The following is a 17,546-nucleotide window of genomic DNA, read 5'->3' as shown; positions in this document are numbered from 1 at the left end:
GTCACGGCCGAGCGGCCGCCCGCTGTGCATAATGGGGTGGGGAGGCATGGGTGATGAGATTGATCGGGGCTGGAGCGCGGCCCGGCAGCGAGGGCACGGAACTCACGACGGCGTGGACCCTGCCGAACCTCATCACGATCGTCCGGTTCCTCGGCGTCCCCCTGTTCGTGTGGTTCATCACCCAGGAGCGTTACGGGCCCGCAGTCCTCACCCTTGCGGTGATGGGCTCCACCGACTGGATCGACGGCTATGTCGCGCGGCGCCTGAACCAGGTGTCGACGGTCGGGAAGTGGCTGGATCCGGTGGCGGACCGCACCGCCCTGATCGTGATCGCCGTGACCTTCGTGGTGGACGGCATCGCCCCGGCATGGCTCGTCTGGACCATCCTCATCCCCGACATCATCCTCATCATCAACGCCGTCATCCTCTTCCGCGGCCCGCTGCACCTCCGCGTGATACTGGTCGGGAAGATCCGCACCGCACTGCTGCTCGTGGGAGCACCACTGCTCCTGCTGCACCGTGTCGAGGGCTTCGAGCAGGAGTGGATCCTCGTCGTAGCGCAGGGGCTCCTCGCCGCAGGGTGCGTGCTGCACCTCGTCGCGGCGTACGCCTATTTCACGGCAGCCCACCGCAAGTACCGGCTGGAGCGGGCCGAGCAGCAATCGTGCCCGTCCTAGCCATCGCCCTGGCGCTGCTCGGCGCGGTGTTCCTCGCGTTCGGAGCGCAGCGGCAAGGCAGCGCCGTCCGGGCGAACACGGGTGGGCTGTCCCTCGGCTCGGCCGGCTTCACGCGACTCCTGGCCAACCCGCGCTGGCTCTTCGGCCTCGTGCTGCTGGGGGCCGGAACAGGCCTGAACGTCGTCGCACTGGCCCTTGCGAGCCTGACGGTCGTCCAGCCCGTCGGAGCGATCGCCCTGGTGATCACCACGATCGTCAACTCCCGCGACCAGGGCATCCGGATCAACCGGCCCACCGTCGCGGCCATCACGGCGTGCGTCGCGGGCAGCGCCCTCTTCGTGGTGCTCGCGGTGAACGTCACCCGCGAGAACCATGCGATCGCACCCGCCCAGGAACTGTCCGTGGTGCTCCTGCTCGGCGCAGCGGTGATGCTCTTCGGCTCGCTCGCGGTGATCGGCCGGCACCGCCTCAACGCCTTCGCCTACATCCTCGGCGCCGGCGTCCTGTTCGGGTTCGTCGCGGTCCTGACCAAGATCGTCGCGGGCCATCTGCTGGACCCGAACGGCCGCTTCCTGCTCAACGTCCCCGTCCTGACCCTGGTGGCCCTCGCCGCCGCGGCAGCGCTCGGCTCGTGGTTCGTGCAGAGCGCCTATGCCACCGGACCGCCCGATCTCGTCATCGCCGGACTCACCGTCATCGATCCCATCATCGGTATCGCCGTCGGCATCACCATCCTCGACGAACTCCAGCCGGACGTGCGCACCGTGACCGCCCTGGGCATGGGGGCGGCGGCCCTCGTTGCTATTGTGGGTGTCGTCGCCCTCTCCCGCCACCACCCCGATGTGGTGAAGAGGCAGCGCTGACACGACCCGCCAGTTCCGTCCAGCCCACCGACTAGGGGATCCACGCGTGAGTTACCCGGCTTCTTTCAAGCCCCTGACCATCCTGATCGCCGCGGACACCTACCCGCCCAACGTGAACGGCGCCGCCCAGTTCGGGTACCGGCTGGCGAAGGGAATGGCCGGACGAGGGCACGCAGTGCACGTCCTCGCTCCGCGTGCGACCAATGGCAGGAGCTTCACCGAGCCGGGCGGGAACTGGACGGTCCACCGCCTCCGCTCGCACAGCGTGCCGACCCACGATTACTGGCGCATCTGCTACCCCTGGGAGATCAAGCGCGACATCAGCCTGCTCTTCGACCAGGTCCAGCCCGACGTCGTGCACATCCAGTGCCACTACATGGTGGGGGAGTACACACTGTACGAGGCCGTCAGGCGTGGCATCCGGGTGGTGGCCACGAACCACTTCATGCCCGAGAACCTCAATCCGTTCCTGCCGTTCCCGGGGTGGCTGAAGAAGATCGTGGCCAGGAACTCCTGGAGGGACATGGGCAAGGTCATGGGCAAGGCCGCCGCGATCACCACACCCACACCGCTCGCCGCCAAGGCCATGCACGACCACGCGTTCCTGCGCGAGGTGCTGCCCGTCTCCAACGGGATCGACTCCGCCGCCTACGAGGTGCAGCCGGGCGAGGTGATTGAACCCCACGAGCATCCGACCGTCCTCTTCGTGGGCCGACTGGCCGAGGAGAAGCACGTCGATGTGCTGATCGATGCCGTTGCCAAGACTCCCGATCACCTGCGCGTCCACCTCGAGATCGTCGGGGGCGGCGAGGTGAAGCCCGCGCTGCAGGCCCGGGCCGCGCGGCTGGGCATCAGCGACCGCGTGAGCTTCCGGGGCCTGATCGACGACGACGAACTGCGCAGGAGCTACATCCGCGCCGCACTGTTCTGCCAGCCCGGGACCGCGGAGCTGCAGTCCCTGGTCACCCTCGAGGCGATGTCCGCCTCGACCCCGGTGCTGCTCGCCGACGCCATGGCGCTTCCGCATCTGGTGTCCGAGGGCGAGAACGGCTATCTGTTCACGCCCGGGAATTCCGACGAGCTGGGACGGCGCATCACCGAGATCCTCGAGCTGCCGGCGGAGGACCAGCAGAAGATGGGTGCAGCCAGCCGCGAGATGGTGGGCAGACACGATATCAACGAGACCCTGGCGACGTTCGAGGGCCTGTACTACGGCACGCTGTCCGCCGGAGTGCGGTCCGCCGCTGCTTCCGCCGGCAACGAGTCCGGCTCCGCCGTCCGCTTACAATGAGACCTGCGCCCGGGTCCCTCCGGTGCGCGACCAGGGGCGGCTGCCCCTGGAGGGGCTGTAGCTCAGCTGGTTAGAGCAGCGGACTCATAATCCGTTTGTCCTGGGTTCAAGCCCCAGCAGCCCTACCCGCCGGGTCCACGACCCGCACGAATGCGTCATCCGCTCCGGCGGGTGGCGCATTCGTCGTCGAGGGCCGATCCGTCCCCTGCCATCCGGCGCCCGACCCTCCCCGCCGCGCTTACTGGCGCGCTAAGTTACCGGCGGGTAACATATGCCCATGAGCGCGACACGCGCCCGTCACGTTGTCAGCGTGCTCGAGTGGAGTGCTGGTCGCCGATGACCAGAGTGAGGGAAGAGCGATGAGCAAGACGTCGATCGATGGAAACAACCTCCCGTACGCCGACGGGGACTTCTACGCCTTCGAGGAGCTCCTGTCCGACAAGGAGCGCGCCCGGCTGGCGGAGATCCGTGCCTGGCTCGCCCGAGAGGTCCGCCCGAACGCCGTCGACTGGTGGAACCAGGGTGCGTTCCCCATGGATCTCATCCCGAAGATCGCGGAGCTGGACCCGGTGAGCCCGGTCCACCGCCAGGGCTACTCCAACCTCTTCGCCGGGATCACCCACGCCGAGTTCACGCGTGCGGACACCTCGATCGCCACCTTCATGGGCGTCCACGACGGATTGTTCACCGGCTCCATCGAGGCGCTCGCCTCGAAGGAGCAGCAGGAGGAGTGGCTCCCGGAGATCTACGCGATGAAGAAGATCGGCGCCTTCGGCCTCACCGAGCCGCTCGGAGGATCGGATGTCGCCGGAGGAACCCGCACGACGGCGCGCCGCGACGGCAACACCTGGATCCTGAACGGCGCCAAGCGATGGATCGGCAACGCGACCTTCTCGGACTGGGTGGTCATCTACGCACGCGACCTCGGGGACAACCAGGTCAAGGGGTTCCTCGTGGACACGACGACGCCGGGCTTCACCTCCACCAAGATCGAGAACAAGATCGCCCTCCGCACGGTGGAGAACGCCGACATCGTCCTCGACGACGTCGTCATCTCCGACGACTTCCACCTCAAGGGCGCGAACAGCTTCCGTGACACCAACAAGGTGCTCAAGGTGACGCGGCTCGCCGTCGGCTGGCAGGCGGTGGGACAACAGCTCGCCGCCTTCGACGTTGCGCGCCGCTACGCCGTGGAGCGCGAGCAGTTCGGCCGGCCGATCGCCAGCTTCCAGCTCGTCCAGCAGCAGCTCGTCCAGATCCTCGGCAACGCGATGAGCTCGATGGGCATGATGGTGCGCCTGTCCCAGCTCGAGGACGCGGGCAAGGCCAAGGACGAGCAGTCCGCCCTCGCGAAGGCCTTCACCACCGCCCGCATGCGGGAGAGCGTCGCAGCAGGACGCAACATCCTCGGCGGAAACGGGATCGTCACCGACTACGAGATGGCCAAGATCTTCTCCGACGCGGAAGCCGTGTACTCCTACGAGGGCACGCAGGAGATCAACACGCTCGTGGCCGGCAGGTCGATCACGGGAATCGCAGCCTTCGTGTAGCAGCGAGGCCGCCGGGCCTCGCTGCCTCCCAGGGCGTGCCGGTCGGTCGGGCAGCGGCAGGAGGACCGAGGGCCGCCGGTCCGTCACGAAGGACAGGGGATCCACGTACTCGCCGTCCTCGCGGACTCCCCAGTGCAGGCAGGGGGCCGCGCAGTGAGCGGCCGGCCCGTCCGTCCCCGGATCCTGCAGCGTGGCGACGGCGTCGCCCCTGCCGACGCGATCGCCCTCGACCCGGTCTGTCGTGACCGGTTCGAAGCTGCTGACCCGCCCCCCGCCGTGGTCGATCGACAGCACTCCGCGATCCACCACCGTCCCGGCGAAGGACACCACCCCGTCGGCCGGGCTCATCACCGACACCGGTTGTCCGATCGCGGACGCCAGGTCCACGCCGCGGTGGCCGCGCTGCCATTTCCGCGGAGGTTTCTCGAAAGGGCGCAGGACCGTCGGCGTGGGGAGCAGTGGCCACGACCACTCGGGAACGAAGGCGGCAGGGGAGAGCGGCTGGTGTCCGCCGGGAGGGATCTGCTGCCCGGGGGTCGACGATCGGAGGATGCCGGGGGCCGCCGGCGAAGCGACGGCCGACCCCGAGGGAGACATGAGGGCCAGCACCATGGCCAGGGCGATCATGGGGTGCGGGACACCGGGTCGGCGGAACGTGCGGAGGACCAGGGGAGCGGCGGGTGCGTCCATGGTCAGGATCCTGCCCGCCCGGCTCTCCGCAGGGGCTCTCGGAGCGCGCCATGTGGACAAGGGGAGACCACTGCGGCAGCGCCGGTGCGGCGCGTTCCGGCATGACCCCTGTAGTACACTTGTCGAAGCAGTCTGCTGCTTCCACCTCTTCGTGCCCCTGGTATCGACGTGGCATGGGATCACCGGGCTGACTACGCGTGCCTGCGATTCTGCACTCCTACGAGCGCGGAAGTGCCCGCCCTGCGGTCCGGACCAGTCCGGAAGGGGCGGGAACGTCCACGACGACGACCAGGCACCAGGACGTGTCGGCCACCCCGGCCGGTACTGAGACAACCGTCAACAAGCTTCAGGCGGCGCCCTGCGCCCGAGCCGAAGCTGAAAGAAAGGCAGACAATGCCAGTAGTAACCATGCGCCAGCTGCTCGACAGCGGCGTCCACTTCGGTCACCAGACCCGCCGCTGGAACCCGAAGATGAAGCGCTTCATCTTCACCGAGCGCAACGGCATCTACATCATCGATCTCCAGCAGTCGCTGGGCTACATCGACCGCGCGCACGAGTTCGTCAAGGCCACTGTCGCCCACGGCGGAACCGTCCTCTTCGTCGGCACGAAGAAGCAGGCCCAGGAAGCGATCGCCGACCAGGCGACCCGCGTGGGCCAGCCCTACGTGAACCAGCGCTGGCTCGGTGGAATGCTCACCAACTTCCAGACGGTCTCCAAGCGCATCCAGCGCATGAAGGAACTCGAAGAGATCGACTTCGACGACGTCGCCGGCTCGGGCCACACCAAGAAGGAACTCCTGCTCCTCAAGCGTGAGCTCACCAAGCTGCAGAGCAACCTCGGCGGTATCCGCAACCTGACCAAGGCCCCCTCGGTCGTCTGGGTTGTCGACACCAAGAAGGAACACCTCGCCATCGACGAGGCCAAGAAGCTCAACATCCCCGTTGTCGCCATCCTCGACACCAACTGCGATCCCGACGAGGTCGACTTCCCGATCCCGGGCAACGATGACGCGATCCGCGCCGTCAACCTCCTCACCCGCGTGATCGCGGACGCCGTGGCCGAAGGCCTCATCGCCCGTCACAACCGCTCCGGCAACAACGACTCCGCGGTTGCGGACGAGCCCATGGCCGAGTGGGAGCGCGAACTGCTCGAGGGCAACGCCGATGCTCCGGCAGCCGAGGAAGCCGCAGCACCCGAGGCCGGGACCGCCGCCCCCGAGGCAGCAGCCCCCGCCGCCGACGAAGCCCCTGCAGGCCTGCAGGCGCCGATCGCCGAGGAAGTCCCCGAAGCAGTGGCTCCCGTCACCGAAGCCGCAGCAGACGACACCAAGTAGTTCCCGTTGCGTAAGGGGTGTGGGTCGAACCACGCCCCTTACGCATGTTCCGCAGGTGTTCACCGCGTGACGCCTGCGCCGCGGGCTGCGGTCCGCGGATGCTCTTCGTAGATCCACTTCAACTTAGGAGTTCGTATGGCAAATTTCACTGCCGCTGACATCAAGGCCCTGCGCGAGCGCACGGGCGCAGGCATGATGGACGTCAAGAAGGCACTCGACGAAGCCAACGGCGACGCCGACAAGGCCCTGGAACTGATCCGCATCAAGGGCCTCAAGGGCGCGACCAAGCGTGAAGGCCGCTCGACCGCGGAGGGCCTCGTCGCCGCCCGTGTCGAAGGCAACGTCGGCGTCATGGTCGAGGTCAACTGCGAGACCGACTTCGTGGCCAAGGCCGCTCCCTTCATCGAGTTCTCCAACAAGGTGCTCGCCGCGGCCATCGAGTCCGGTGCCACCGACGTCGAGACCCTCCTGGCGTTCGAGCTCGAGGGCAAGCCCGTCTCCGAGCACGTCATCGAAGCAGGCGCGCTGCTCGGCGAGAAGGTCGACGTCCGCCGCATCGCACGCGTCGAGGGCCAGATCGTCGACGCCTACCTGCACAAGACGTCCAAGGACCTCCCCGCACAGGTCGGCGTGCTCTTCGCCGTCGAAGGCTCCGGGAACGGTGCCGTCGAGGCCGCTCACGACGTCGCCGTCCACATCGCCGCATACTCGCCCACGTACCTGACCCGTGAGGACGTCCCGGCCGAGCTCGTCGAGTCGGAGCGCCGCATCGCCGACGAGACCGCACGCGCCGAGGGCAAGCCCGAGCAGGCACTCGCGAAGATCGTCGAAGGACGCCTCACCGGCTTCTTCAAGGAGGGTGTCCTGGTCGACCAGGCATTCGCGAAGGACGCGAAGAAGTCCGTCGCCACGGTCCTCTCCGACGCCGGCGCCAAGGCCACGGCCTTCGCACGGTTCCGCGTCGGAGCCTAGGCCCCGGCCAGTCAGCACGAAGGTGAAGGGCGGCCGCCATCGAGGTGGCCGCCCTTTCCTGCGCCCGGGAGGCGCACCGTATCCTGTAACGGGTCCGGAGACATCCCAACCCCCTGCACCACCAGCCGTCCGACCAGGAACGGCCAGTTCTATGCCCGGGAGGCATTCCATGGACACCACTTCCACAACTCCGAAGGGCGGCACCACGGGCCGGCGCCGGGTCCTCCTCAAGCTCTCCGGCGAGGTGTTCGGCGGCGGCAAGCTGGGCGTCGATCCCGAGACGGTCCGGTCGGTCTCGAAGCAGATCGCCGCGACGGTCGGTGACGTCGAGGTGGCGATCGTCGTCGGTGGCGGCAACTTCTTCCGCGGCGCCGAACTCTCCCAGAGCGGCATGGATCGCTCGCGTGCCGACTACATGGGCATGCTCGGCACCGTGATGAACTGCCTGGCCCTGCAGGACTTCCTCGAGCAGGCCGGCGTCGAGACGCGGGTGCAGAGCGCCATCACGATGGGCCAGGTCGCCGAGGCGTACATCCCGCGCCGCGCCATCCGCCACCTCGAGAAGGGCCGCGTGGTCATCTTCGGTGCCGGTGCCGGCCTGCCGTACTTCTCCACCGATACCGTCGCCGCCCAGCGCGCCCTGGAGGTGCACGCGGACGAGGTCCTCATGGCCAAGAGCGGCGTGGACGGCGTCTACACGGCCGATCCCCACAAGGATCCGACGGCCGAGAAGCTCGACACACTGTCCTACGACGAGGCCCTGCGCCGGGACATCCGCGTCATGGACCAGACGGCGATGACCATGTGCAAGGACAACAACCTGACCATGGTGGTGTTCGGCATGGAGGGCGAGGGCAACGTCACCCGCGCCATCCGCGGCGAGAAGCTCGGCACCATCGTCACCGCATAGCCGTTCGGTGCAGGCGGGGCAACGCCGCGCCGCCTGCACCGGGATGCCGCACGCCCTTGAACTAGGATTGACCACTGGAACGGTTGCCGGGCAGCCGACCGCAGAGCGAAGGAGACATTGTGATCGAAGAGACCTTGCTGGAAGCCACCGACAAGATGGACAAGGCCGTGGAGGTTGCCAAGGAAGATTTCGCCACGGTCCGCACCGGCCGTGCCAACGCCTCGCTGTTCTCCAAGGTGGTGGTGATGTACTACGGTGCTCCCACCCCGCTGCAGCAACTGGCGTCCTTCCAGAACCCGGAAGCGCGCACGCTGCTCATCACCCCGTTCGACCGCAGTGTCCTGAACGACATCGAGCGGGCCCTCCGCGACTCCGACCTCGGCGCCAACCCGTCCAACGACGGCAACGTGATCCGCGTGGTCCTGCCCGAGCTCACGCAGGAGCGGCGCAAGGAGTACGTGAAGCTGGTGAAGACGAAGGCGGAGGACGCCAAGATCTCGATCCGCAACATCCGCCGCAAGGCGAAGGACGGCATCGACAAGGCGGTCAAGGACGGCGACTCCGGGGAGGACGAGGGCTCGCGCGCGGAGAAGGAACTGGATGCGCTGACGAAGTCCCGCGTGGACCTCGTCGACGAGCTGCTGAAGCGCAAGGAAGCCGAGCTGCTCGAGGTCTGATGGCAGCCCACGATCGTCCTGGCGCGGGTACGGGGCACCACCCCCGGCCCGACGCCGGGACAGACGACGCACACGCCGTCGTCGCCGGCGGTACGGAGCCGACGGCGGCGCAGCAGGCCGCAGCCGTCGCTGGCACGGCTTCAGGTACCGCGCCCGCATCCGGAGGACGACCGGGGTTCCGTTTCGGGCCGTCCTCCGGCCACGGACTGTTCCGGCGGCGCCGGCCCATCAGGGAACCGGGCAAGCCGTCGCGAGCGGGGAGGAACCTGCCGGCCGCCATCGGCGTCGGCGCCGGTCTCCTGATTCCCGTCCTGGCCGGACTCTTCTTCTTCCCGATCGTCTTCGTGGGCATCGTCACCGTGTTCGGCGCCTTCGGTGTCTGGGAGATCTGCAGGGCGCTGGCGCTGCGGCGGATCCGGGTGCCTCTCGTGCCCACCATGGCCGGCACGCTGGTACTGCCGTTCTCCGCCTATCTCGGCGGCGCGGAGGGACTCGCCGCCGCCGCCGTGTTCTCCGTCCTCGGGCTCTTCCTGTGGCGTGCCTTCGATCCCGCGCCCGACGCCGCGAAGAGCCTCATGGCCGGGACCTTCGCGGTGCTGTGGGTGCCCTTCATGCTGAGCTTCGCGATGCTGCTGATGCGCGCCGAGGGCGGGTCCCTCGTGATCGCGACACTGCTGCTGCTCGTGGTGGCCAATGACACGTTCGGTTACCTGATCGGGGCTTTCTTCGGCAAGCACGCCATGGCTCCGAAGATCAGCCCGAAGAAATCGTGGGAGGGCTTCGGCGGATCGATCGGCGGCGCGCTCGTCGTCGGCGGTCTCTGCGCCGTCCTCCTCATGGGGCAGCCGCTGTGGATCGGGCTGGTGCTCGCCGTGGCGATCGTGGCCTCGGCCACGGCCGGGGACCTGGCGGAATCGATGATCAAGCGCGAGCTCGGCGTCAAGGACATGGGCACCATCCTCCCGGGGCACGGCGGCGTGATGGACCGCCTGGATTCGATCGTCCTGGCCTCCCCGATGGCGTACCTGCTGTCCGCTACATTGGTACCGGGGTTGCTGTAACCGCAGGTCAGCGGCGTAATCCTGGAGCCCAGCGGCTCCCGCACGGTCTCATGAGGGTTTCAGCGAAAAGGACTTAAGACAATGGACGTGGCTCGCCCGGGCAGTTCTCCCTTCGCGCGCGTCGGACGCCGGGAGTTCGGCTACAACACGCGCCAGGTCGACCGCTTCCTCACGAAGGCCCGCCGGCACTACAACGCGGAGGACCCGGCCAGGGACACCATCACCAGCAACGACGTCCGGGCCATGGCCTTCGACCCCGTGAAGGGCGGATACGAGCCGCAGGCGGTGGACGCCGCACTGGACCGGCTCGAGGACGTCTTCGCCCAGCGGGAGCGCGACCACCTGATCGCGACGAAGGGGGAGGACGCGTGGCTCCGGCAGATCGGCCGCACCGCGGCGGTCCTCCGGGGCCGGCTCCACCGGCCGGCGGGAGAACGCTTCCGCCGTCCGACGAAGAAGAACAGCCCGAGCTACGACGTCGGGGACGTCGACCGGCTGTGCGATGAACTCCTGCGCTATCTCGAGCAGGACATGCCGATGAGCGTCGACGTGGTGCGCCGCGCCGTGTTCCGGGAAGTGCGGGGAGCCGACGGCTACGAGGAGAACCAGGTGGACGTCTTCCTGGACCGGGTCGTCGAACTCATGGCCGGTATCGACTGATGCGCTGAGGCTCCTGCCGGTCCCGTGACCGCTCGGCTGTAGATCGCGGGACCGCCCCGGGTTCCGTGCAGTGCGCCGGTTCAGGACGCCTCAGGCGTGTGCAGCCGTGCGAGCACACGCGACGCCGAGGCAGGACGCCGTCCCGCCGTCGCTCGTGACACGAGCACCATCGTGACGAATGCCGTCGGCACGGTCCAGAGCGCAGGCTGGCCCAGCCAGACCCATGTCTCGCCCGCGCCCGGTCCGAGCAGCGCCGTGGCCGTGATCGCCCCGCCGCACAGCACGCCACCGGCGAGCATTCCCGCAACAGCCCCGGCGTCCGTCAGCCCGCGCCACCAGATCCCGAGCAGCAGCAGCGGGCAGATGGTGGAGGCGGTGAAGGCGAAGACGGACCCGACGCTGCCGGCCAGGGCGAGGCTGTCGGTCAGCAGGGCGACCACGAGCGGGACGAGCGCCGACAGGAGAGCGGCGCGGCGGAAGCCCAGCACGCTGCCGTGGAAGAACTCCTGGCTCACCACCCCTGCGAGTGACACCACGAGGCCGCTCGTCGTCGAGAGGAACGCCGCGAAGGCGCCCGCGGTCACCAGTGCGGAGAGCACATCACCGGTGGCGCCGTCGAAGATCCGCCCGGGCAGCAGGAGGACGGTGGCATCGGCGGCTCCCTCCGCCGCGAGTTCGGGCGTATGGATGCGTCCGAGGATCCCGTAGACCGTGGGGAACAGGTAGAACACGGAGAGCAGGCCGAGGACGATCACCGTCGTCCTGCGCGCCGACGCGCCGTCCGGGTTGGTGTAGAAGCGGACGAGGACGTGCGGAAGGCCGAGCGTCCCGAACAGGAGGGCGATCACGAGCGAGATGGTGCCGTAGAGGGATGCGTCCGCGGCGGTGTCGAGATCGGCGGTGAACGCGCTGCCGCCTGCCGTGACGGAGCGTCCGTCCGCCCCGAGCCGGAAGAGGATGAAGGCCACCGGGACCGCGAGGGCCGTCAGCTTCAGCCAGTACTGGAAGGCCTGTACGAAGGTGATGGAGCGCATGCCTCCCGTCACGACACTCAGGCACACCACGACGACGACGGCGACCGGACCGACCCAGGGCGGCAGGCCCGTGGTGATGCTCACCGTCAGGGCCGCTCCGTGCAGCTGCGGCACGATGTACAACCAGCCGACGACGACGACGAGCATGCTGGTCACGCGGCGCACGAGCAGCGAATCGAGCCTCGCCTGCGCGAAATCGGGGATGGTGTACGCCCCTGACCGGCGCAGGGGCGCGGCGACGAAGAGCAGGAGCATGAGGTAGCCGGAGGTGTAGCCGATGGGGAACCAGAGGGCGTCGACGCCGGAGATGAGGATCAGGCCGGCAACGCCGAGGAAGCTCGCCGCGGACAGGTACTCACCGCCGATCGCGGAGGCGTTCCACCACGGGCGGACCGTCCGGGATGCGACGTAGAAGTCACCGGTGGTCCGCGAGATCCGCAGGCCGTAGATGCCGATGAGCACCGTGCTGAGCGCCACGAAGGCCAGGGCCGTGTAGCCGACGGCCGGGCTCAGTTGCAGGGTCCCGCTGTCCAGGGCGTCAGTCATCGTCGACGAGGTCCTGGAAGCGCCGCTCGTTGCGGGAGGCGCTGCGCACGTACAGGACGGCGCAGCCGATCACGAGGGGATAGATCCCGAGGCCGAGGAGCAGCCACGGGATGGGCACGGTCAGGATGGTCACCCGGTTGATGTCGGGGAACACCGCGAGCAGCACGGGGATGCCGATGAGGATGACGAGGAAGCCGCCCGCCACCACGAGTGCCAGGCGCAGCTGCGACCGGATCAGCGAGGCGACGAACAGCTGGCCGACCTCGGACTGCTCGGCCATCTCCCGGGCCACAGGGAAGGATGCGCCGGTGGCGCGGGCGGCGGTCCTCGGCGCGGTCACGCGGACGCGGCGCGGAACCTGAGGGTCCTGCTGGATCATCGCGACGCCCGCGGCCGGGCGGCGGCGGCTGGTGGGAGATGCACGGGGTCGTCAGTGGCTCGGGCGCAGGCGCGTGGCCTCGAGCTTCTCCCGGACGTCCGGCAGGTGCCGTCGGCTGACCGGCAGTTCCGCGTCCCCGACGAACAGGCTCGCACGGCCGGCACCCATGCGGACCTTCCGGACCTGGTCCATGGCGACGAGGTAGGAGCGGTGCGTGCGGAGGAACCCGGCCTCGGCCCACTGCCGCTCGAGGTCGTTGAGCGGGATGCGGATGAGGTAGCTCGCCTCCGCGGTGTGCAGGCGTGCGTAGTCGCCCTGGGCCTGGACGTACCGGACGTCGTCGCGGCGGATCATCCTGCTCACCCCGCCCTGGTCCACCGTGATGACCTCGGGCGCCGCCGTCGAGCCTTCCATCAGTTCGCAGACCCGGCGGACGGATTCGGCCAGGCGTTCGGTGCGCACGGGCTTCAGGAGGTAGTCGACGGCGCGGAGGTCGAACGCCTCCAGGGCGCGGTCCTCGTCCGCGGTCACGAACACGACGGCGGGCGGACGGCTGAAGCGGGAGATCACCCGGGCGATGTCCAGCCCGGAGAGGGACGGCATGTGGATGTCGAGGAACAGTGCGTCGACGCTGTGCTGCTCGAGGGCCCTGAGCGCCTCCGCGCCGCTCGACGCGCGGTGGATCGTCCCGATCCGGGCGTCCTTGCCGAGGAGGAATGCCAGTTCCTCGACGGCGGGGAGCTCATCGTCGGCGATGATGACATTGACCATGGACCCTAGGTTACGCGCCTCACGCCCGGTGGTCGGGCTGCGACTTCGGCACGCGCATGGTGATGAGGGTGCCGGCGCCGGGGGCCGTGTCGATGATGAGGCCGTGGTCGTCGCCGTACACCTGCCGCAACCGCGAATCGACGTTCCGCAGGCCCACGTGGACGCCCTCCGTATGCCCCGCGAGCACGGACCGGAGGTGGTCCGGCTCGATCCCGACGCCGTCGTCCTCGATGGTCACCTCCGCGAAGGACCCGACGTCGTGCGCCGTGATGGTGATGTGCCCGACGCCGTCCTTCGAATCCAGGCCGTGGCGCACGGCGTTCTCGACGAGGGGCTGGAGGCTGAGGAACGGGATGACCGTGCTCAGCACCTCCGGGCCGATCTCCAGGCTGACCGTGAGCCTGTCACCGAAGCGGGCGCGTTCGAGCAGGAGGTAGCGGTCGATGCTGCGCAGTTCCTCGGCCACGGTGGTGAAGTCGCCGTGGCGACGGAAGGAGTACCGCGTGAAGTCGGCGAACTCGACCACCAGTTCACGTGCCCGCTGGGGATCGGTGTTGATGAAGGAGGCGATGGCATTGAGGGAGTTGTAGATGAAGTGCGGGCTGATCTGCGCACGCAGGGCCCGCAGCTCGGCCTCGGCGAGGAGGCGCCGGGACGAATCGAGTTCCGCGAGTTCCACCTGGGTGGACACCCACCCGGCGAGCTCGTTGGTGGCGCGCACGAGGCCTGCGTTGACGTCACCGGCGAAGGCCCCCACGGTGCCGACCACGCGGTCGTCCACACGGACCGGGGAGAGGACGAGTTCGCCCAGCTCCGTCAGGCCGGCCGCGTCCAGGCTCTGACGGCGGAAGATCTGGGTCCGGCCGCTCCCGAGGACCTGCCGGACGAGCGGCATCACGTCCGGCGGCGTCCCCCGCCCGCCGTCCCATGCGAGCACGCCGGCGTCGTCGCTGATCATGAGGACGTCGCACCGCAGGAGGCCCCGCAGGTGCCGGCTGGCCCTGGATGCGCCAGAGGGCGTCAAGCCCTCCCGCAGGTATTCGGAGGCCAGCGCCGCCGTATGGAGGGTCGCGTACGTGGCGCGGTCGGCGTCGGACCCTAGGTCCCGGTAGGAGCGCGAGAGGCGGAAGCCGAGCGAGGCGACGACCGCGAGGGTGATCACGGCGACGGCGCACACCAGGGCGGTGTCGACGGCGGCGCTGAACATTGCTCCAGAGTAGCGTCCGCGGAGCGGCGTCCAGCGCGTGCCGTTCGTCGCTCCGGCCGACCGTTCAGCGCAGCGTCCTGCTCACTCACCGACATGCGGGGCCGTGCTGCTGGTCGGGGCCACCGCCGTACCCCAGAGTGATGACAGTCACACCGACGTGCCTTCCTGCGCGGCGTTCGATGCCGCGACCAGCGGCTGGGGTGACGTCCCGACCAAAGGAGGAACAATGGGTTCGCACCCAGTAGAGCCGGCAGCCGGCTCCGGTGCTGCCGTCGACTTCACCGAAGTCCAGCAGACCGAGCAGTTCAAGGAGCTGCGGAAGCGCCACCGCAGCTTCGTCTTCCCCATGGCAGTGTTCTTCCTGCTCTGGTACTTCGCCTACGTGCTGCTCGCCGACTACGCGCACGACTTCATGGCCACGCCGGTGATCGGCAACGTCAACATCGGCATCGTCCTCGGGCTGCTGCAGTTCGTCAGCACCTTCGCCATCACCATGTGGTACGTCAGCTACGCCAACAGGCGCCTCGATCCCATCGCCGCGAACCTGCGCCACGAGCTCGAGGAAGCGGCCCCCGAAGTATTCATCGACCCCGCAGGCGGAAAGAAATGATCTCCATCACCAGCGCGGGCGTCCGCCTGCCGCTCCAGACCGCCGAGGCCACCACGGTCGGCTCGCCGGCCCTCAACATCACGATCTTCGGCCTGTTCGTCGCGATCACCCTCGTGATCGTGCTCCGCGCCAGCCGCAACAACAAGACGGCGGCCGACTACTACGCCGCCGGCCGCTCGTTCACCGGCGGTCAGAACGGTACCGCCATCGCGGGGGACTACCTCTCGGCGGCATCCTTCCTCGGCATCGTCGGCGCGATCGCCATCAACGGGTACGACGGCTTCCTCTACTCGATCGGGTTCCTCGTCGCCTGGCTCGTGGCGCTGCTCCTGGTCGCCGAACTGCTGCGCAACACCGGCAAGTTCACGATGGCTGACGTCCTCTCCTTCCGGCTGAAGCAGCGTCCGGTCCGCATCGCCGCCGCCATCACCACGCTGGCGGTCTGCTTCTTCTACCTGCTCGCGCAGATGGCGGGAGCGGGCGGGCTCGTCTCGCTCCTGCTCGGCATCAACGACCGCCTCGGCCAGTCCGTGGTCATCACGGTGGTCGGCGTGCTGATGATCATGTATGTACTGATCGGTGGCATGAAGGGCACCACCTGGGTGCAGATCATCAAGGCCTGCCTGCTGATCGCCGGCGCGTTCATCATGACCGTCTGGGTGCTCGCGCTGCATGGCTTCAACCTCTCGACGCTGCTGGGCAAGGCGATCGAGACCTCGGGCAACGAGGCGATCACGAGCCCGGGCCTGCAGTACGGCCTGAGTGCCATCACGCGCCTGGACTTCCTGTCGCTGGCACTCGCCCTCGTCCTCGGAACGGCGGCGCTGCCGCACGTGCTGATGCGCTTCTACACCGTCCCCACCGCCAAGGAAGCCCGGCGCTCCGTGGTCTGGGCCATCTGGCTCATCGGTGCGTTCTACCTCTTCACCCTCGTACTCGGCTACGGCGCCAGTGCGCTGATCGGTTCGGAGCGCATCCTGGCGGCACCCGGAGGAGTCAACTCGGCCGCGCCGCTGCTGGCCTTCGAGCTGGGTGGATCCATCCTCCTCGGCCTGATCTCCGCAGTCGCGTTCGCCACGATCCTCGCGGTCGTCGCGGGCCTGACCATCACGGCCGCAGCCTCGTTCGCCCACGACATCTACGCGAGCGTCATCCGCAAGGGCAAGGTCGATCCGGACGGTGAGGTGAAGGTCGCGCGTCGCACCGTCGTCGTCATCGGCCTGCTGTCGATCCTCGGCGGCATCGGCGCGCAGGGCCAGAACGTCGCGTTCCTCGTGGCGCTCGCCTTCGCCGTGGCGGCAAGCGCCAACCTGCCGACCATCCTCTACTCGCTCTTCTGGCGGAAGTTCAACACCCAGGGCGCCGTCTGGAGCATGTACGGCGGCCTCGGCTCGGCCATCCTGCTGATCGCGCTCTCGCCCGTCGTCTCCGGCACGGAGAAGTCGATGATCCAGGGCGCCGACTTCTCGGTGTTCCCGCTCAGCAACCCGGGCATCGTCTCGATCCCGCTCGCGTTCTTCCTCGGATGGCTGGGCACCGTGCTCTCCCGCACCCAGGAGGATCCGATGAAGCAGGCCGAGATGGAGGTGCGCTCGCTCACCGGCGTCGGCGCCGAGAAGGCGACCGACCACTGACGTAGTCCCCGCAGCACCGAGACAGGCCGTTCCACCGCATGGTGGGGCGGCCTGTGTCGTGTGCGCTTCGTGGGGGAGGGGTCAGGCCTGCGCCGCGAGGAGCCGGAGGACGTCGGCAAGGGCGGACGGCATGCTCACGTCCGGGTCGTACAGCCACTGCAGCTGGATGCCGTCGAAGACGCCGATGATCAGGCGGGCGGCAGCCTCCGGTGCTATGTCCCTGCGGATCTCGCCCCGGGCCTGGGCGTCGGCGATGTCCTGTCCGACCGTCCGGAGGAGCCAGGAGTAACGGTTGCGGAAGTAGTCGTGGGCGGCGTGGTCCGGCCGTGTCGCGGTTGCGGAGGCCACCGCGAAGAGCGACGTCAGGCCCGGATGCCGCTCGTTGTGCTCCGCGATGGCCGGGAAGTCCGCGAGGGAACCGGGTGCCCCGCCGTGCCGTGCGCTGTTCTGCTCGTCGCGGTCCGCCAGGACCGCCGTCAGCAGGTCCTGCTTCCCGCTGAAGTAGTGGAACAGGGTCGCTTCCTTGATGCCTGCCCGCTCCGCCACGAGCTTGAGCGTGGTGCCCTCGAACCCCTCGGAGGCGAAGACCTCCGCGGCGATCCTCAGGAGGTCGCGCCGTCGCTCGACGCCCTTGGCGTAGCTGCCCTGCGGCTTCGTGCCCATGCATCGAGTGTAGGGC

Annotated in this window: 17 protein-coding genes, 1 tRNA gene and 1 pseudogene; 13 read left to right on the top strand and 6 right to left on the bottom strand. The window is 68.5% G+C overall.

Features of this window, described 5'->3' with window-relative positions; all coding sequences use genetic code 11:
* The first annotated feature begins 53 nt into the window (after positions 1–53).
* The 5 genes from AC1MFI_RS17235 (at position 54) to AC1MFI_RS17215 (ending at position 4,381) form a co-directional block, all read left to right on the top strand.
* On the top strand, positions 54–677 hold the full coding sequence (locus AC1MFI_RS17235; RefSeq protein WP_479818493.1) for a CDP-alcohol phosphatidyltransferase family protein: 624 nt from the start codon (positions 54–56) through the stop codon (positions 675–677).
* The gene (locus AC1MFI_RS17230) at positions 665–1,540 is read left to right on the top strand and encodes a DMT family transporter (protein ID WP_479818491.1); all 876 of its coding nucleotides are present in this window, start codon (positions 665–667) and stop codon (positions 1,538–1,540) included. Before AC1MFI_RS17235 ends, AC1MFI_RS17230 begins: the two co-directional genes overlap by 13 nt.
* A gap of 46 nt (positions 1,541–1,586) precedes the next feature.
* Positions 1,587–2,831, top strand: a complete 1,245-nt coding sequence (locus tag AC1MFI_RS17225; RefSeq protein ID WP_479818489.1) for a glycosyltransferase — start codon at positions 1,587–1,589, stop codon at positions 2,829–2,831.
* A gap of 51 nt (positions 2,832–2,882) precedes the next feature.
* Positions 2,883–2,956, top strand: a tRNA-Ile gene (locus AC1MFI_RS17220).
* 234 nt (positions 2,957–3,190) lie between these two features.
* Complete coding sequence (locus AC1MFI_RS17215) at positions 3,191–4,381, top strand: acyl-CoA dehydrogenase family protein (RefSeq protein ID WP_479818487.1); 1,191 nt, start codon at positions 3,191–3,193, stop codon at positions 4,379–4,381.
* Positions 4,382–4,489: 108 nt separating this feature from the next.
* Here AC1MFI_RS17215 and AC1MFI_RS17210 read toward each other — a convergent pair.
* Positions 4,490–4,978 (bottom strand): annotated as a pseudogene (locus AC1MFI_RS17210) (M23 family metallopeptidase); the annotation flags it as partial.
* 486 nt (positions 4,979–5,464) lie between these two features.
* Between AC1MFI_RS17210 and rpsB the strand changes: the two are divergent.
* From rpsB to AC1MFI_RS17180, 6 genes are all read left to right on the top strand, one after another.
* Positions 5,465–6,406 carry a 30S ribosomal protein S2 gene (gene rpsB / locus AC1MFI_RS17205; protein WP_479818485.1) on the top strand — a complete coding sequence of 314 codons (942 nt, stop codon included), beginning with the start codon at positions 5,465–5,467 and terminating at the stop codon, positions 6,404–6,406.
* A gap of 135 nt (positions 6,407–6,541) precedes the next feature.
* Positions 6,542–7,378, top strand: coding sequence for a translation elongation factor Ts (gene tsf, locus AC1MFI_RS17200; RefSeq protein ID WP_479818483.1), 837 nt, complete (start codon positions 6,542–6,544; stop codon positions 7,376–7,378).
* 169 nt (positions 7,379–7,547) lie between these two features.
* Positions 7,548–8,288 carry a UMP kinase gene (gene pyrH, locus AC1MFI_RS17195; protein WP_479818481.1) on the top strand — a complete coding sequence of 247 codons (741 nt, stop codon included), beginning with the start codon at positions 7,548–7,550 and terminating at the stop codon, positions 8,286–8,288.
* A gap of 119 nt (positions 8,289–8,407) precedes the next feature.
* Entirely contained in the window at positions 8,408–8,965 is a 558-nt protein-coding gene (frr, locus tag AC1MFI_RS17190) for a ribosome recycling factor (protein WP_479818480.1), read from the top strand.
* Entirely contained in the window at positions 8,965–10,026 is a 1,062-nt protein-coding gene (locus tag AC1MFI_RS17185; RefSeq protein ID WP_479818478.1) for a phosphatidate cytidylyltransferase, read from the top strand. The genes frr and AC1MFI_RS17185 overlap by 1 nt, the downstream gene beginning before the upstream one ends.
* A gap of 81 nt (positions 10,027–10,107) precedes the next feature.
* The gene (locus AC1MFI_RS17180; RefSeq protein ID WP_479818476.1) at positions 10,108–10,686 is read left to right on the top strand and encodes a DivIVA domain-containing protein; all 579 of its coding nucleotides are present in this window, start codon (positions 10,108–10,110) and stop codon (positions 10,684–10,686) included.
* A gap of 80 nt (positions 10,687–10,766) precedes the next feature.
* Here AC1MFI_RS17180 and AC1MFI_RS17175 read toward each other — a convergent pair whose 3' ends face one another.
* Genes AC1MFI_RS17175 through AC1MFI_RS17160 form a run of 4 tightly spaced genes read right to left on the bottom strand, consistent with a single transcriptional unit; the run spans position 10,767 to position 14,623 of the window.
* On the bottom strand, positions 10,767–12,233 hold the full coding sequence (locus AC1MFI_RS17175; RefSeq protein WP_479820940.1) for a sodium/solute symporter: 1,467 nt from the start codon (positions 12,231–12,233) through the stop codon (positions 10,767–10,769).
* A 25-nt stretch (positions 12,234–12,258) separates the two neighbouring features.
* Complete coding sequence (locus tag AC1MFI_RS17170) at positions 12,259–12,645, bottom strand: DUF485 domain-containing protein (protein ID WP_479818475.1); 387 nt, start codon at positions 12,643–12,645, stop codon at positions 12,259–12,261.
* A gap of 51 nt (positions 12,646–12,696) precedes the next feature.
* Positions 12,697–13,416, bottom strand: a complete 720-nt coding sequence (locus AC1MFI_RS17165) for a LytR/AlgR family response regulator transcription factor (RefSeq protein ID WP_479818473.1) — start codon at positions 13,414–13,416, stop codon at positions 12,697–12,699.
* A 19-nt stretch (positions 13,417–13,435) separates the two neighbouring features.
* Positions 13,436–14,623, bottom strand: coding sequence for a sensor histidine kinase (locus AC1MFI_RS17160; protein ID WP_479818471.1), 1,188 nt, complete (start codon positions 14,621–14,623; stop codon positions 13,436–13,438).
* Between the two features lie 226 nt (positions 14,624–14,849).
* Here AC1MFI_RS17160 and AC1MFI_RS17155 point away from each other — a divergent pair, with 226 nt between their 5' ends.
* Positions 14,850–15,233, top strand: a complete 384-nt coding sequence (locus AC1MFI_RS17155; RefSeq protein ID WP_479818469.1) for a DUF485 domain-containing protein — start codon at positions 14,850–14,852, stop codon at positions 15,231–15,233.
* Positions 15,230–16,867 carry a solute symporter family protein gene (locus AC1MFI_RS17150; protein WP_479818467.1) on the top strand — a complete coding sequence of 546 codons (1,638 nt, stop codon included), beginning with the start codon at positions 15,230–15,232 and terminating at the stop codon, positions 16,865–16,867. The genes AC1MFI_RS17155 and AC1MFI_RS17150 overlap by 4 nt, the downstream gene beginning before the upstream one ends.
* 81 nt (positions 16,868–16,948) lie before the next feature.
* Here the strand turns inward: AC1MFI_RS17150 and AC1MFI_RS17145 are convergent, their stop codons facing one another.
* Positions 16,949–17,530: a TetR/AcrR family transcriptional regulator gene (locus tag AC1MFI_RS17145; protein ID WP_479818466.1), complete on the bottom strand. Its 582-nt coding sequence runs from the start codon at positions 17,528–17,530 to the stop codon at positions 16,949–16,951.
* Between the last annotated feature and the right edge of the window lie 16 nt (positions 17,531–17,546).

This window comes from Arthrobacter sp. BC5, from assembly GCF_056680255.1.
This window is presented reverse-complemented; position numbering and strand designations above follow the sequence as displayed.

What these genes read in the sequence shown, in the direction of transcription:
- AC1MFI_RS17150 (WP_479818467.1), top strand. Translation starts at nt 15,230, where the DNA reads ATGATCTCCATCACCAGCGCGGGCGTCCGCCTGCCGCTCCAGACCGCC.
- AC1MFI_RS17165 (WP_479818473.1), bottom strand. Translation starts at nt 13,416, where the DNA reads ATGGTCAATGTCATCATCGCCGACGATGAGCTCCCCGCCGTCGAGGAA.
- tsf (WP_479818483.1), top strand. Translation starts at nt 6,542, where the DNA reads ATGGCAAATTTCACTGCCGCTGACATCAAGGCCCTGCGCGAGCGCACG.
- AC1MFI_RS17180 (WP_479818476.1), top strand. Translation starts at nt 10,108, where the DNA reads ATGGACGTGGCTCGCCCGGGCAGTTCTCCCTTCGCGCGCGTCGGACGC.
- AC1MFI_RS17235 (WP_479818493.1), top strand. Translation starts at nt 54, where the DNA reads ATGAGATTGATCGGGGCTGGAGCGCGGCCCGGCAGCGAGGGCACGGAA.
- rpsB (WP_479818485.1), top strand. Translation starts at nt 5,465, where the DNA reads ATGCCAGTAGTAACCATGCGCCAGCTGCTCGACAGCGGCGTCCACTTC.
- AC1MFI_RS17170 (WP_479818475.1), bottom strand. Translation starts at nt 12,645, where the DNA reads ATGATCCAGCAGGACCCTCAGGTTCCGCGCCGCGTCCGCGTGACCGCG.
- AC1MFI_RS17215 (WP_479818487.1), top strand. Translation starts at nt 3,191, where the DNA reads ATGAGCAAGACGTCGATCGATGGAAACAACCTCCCGTACGCCGACGGG.
- pyrH (WP_479818481.1), top strand. Translation starts at nt 7,548, where the DNA reads ATGGACACCACTTCCACAACTCCGAAGGGCGGCACCACGGGCCGGCGC.
- AC1MFI_RS17155 (WP_479818469.1), top strand. Translation starts at nt 14,850, where the DNA reads ATGGGTTCGCACCCAGTAGAGCCGGCAGCCGGCTCCGGTGCTGCCGTC.
- AC1MFI_RS17160 (WP_479818471.1), bottom strand. Translation starts at nt 14,623, where the DNA reads ATGTTCAGCGCCGCCGTCGACACCGCCCTGGTGTGCGCCGTCGCCGTG.
- AC1MFI_RS17185 (WP_479818478.1), top strand. Translation starts at nt 8,965, where the DNA reads ATGGCAGCCCACGATCGTCCTGGCGCGGGTACGGGGCACCACCCCCGG.
- AC1MFI_RS17145 (WP_479818466.1), bottom strand. Translation starts at nt 17,530, where the DNA reads ATGGGCACGAAGCCGCAGGGCAGCTACGCCAAGGGCGTCGAGCGACGG.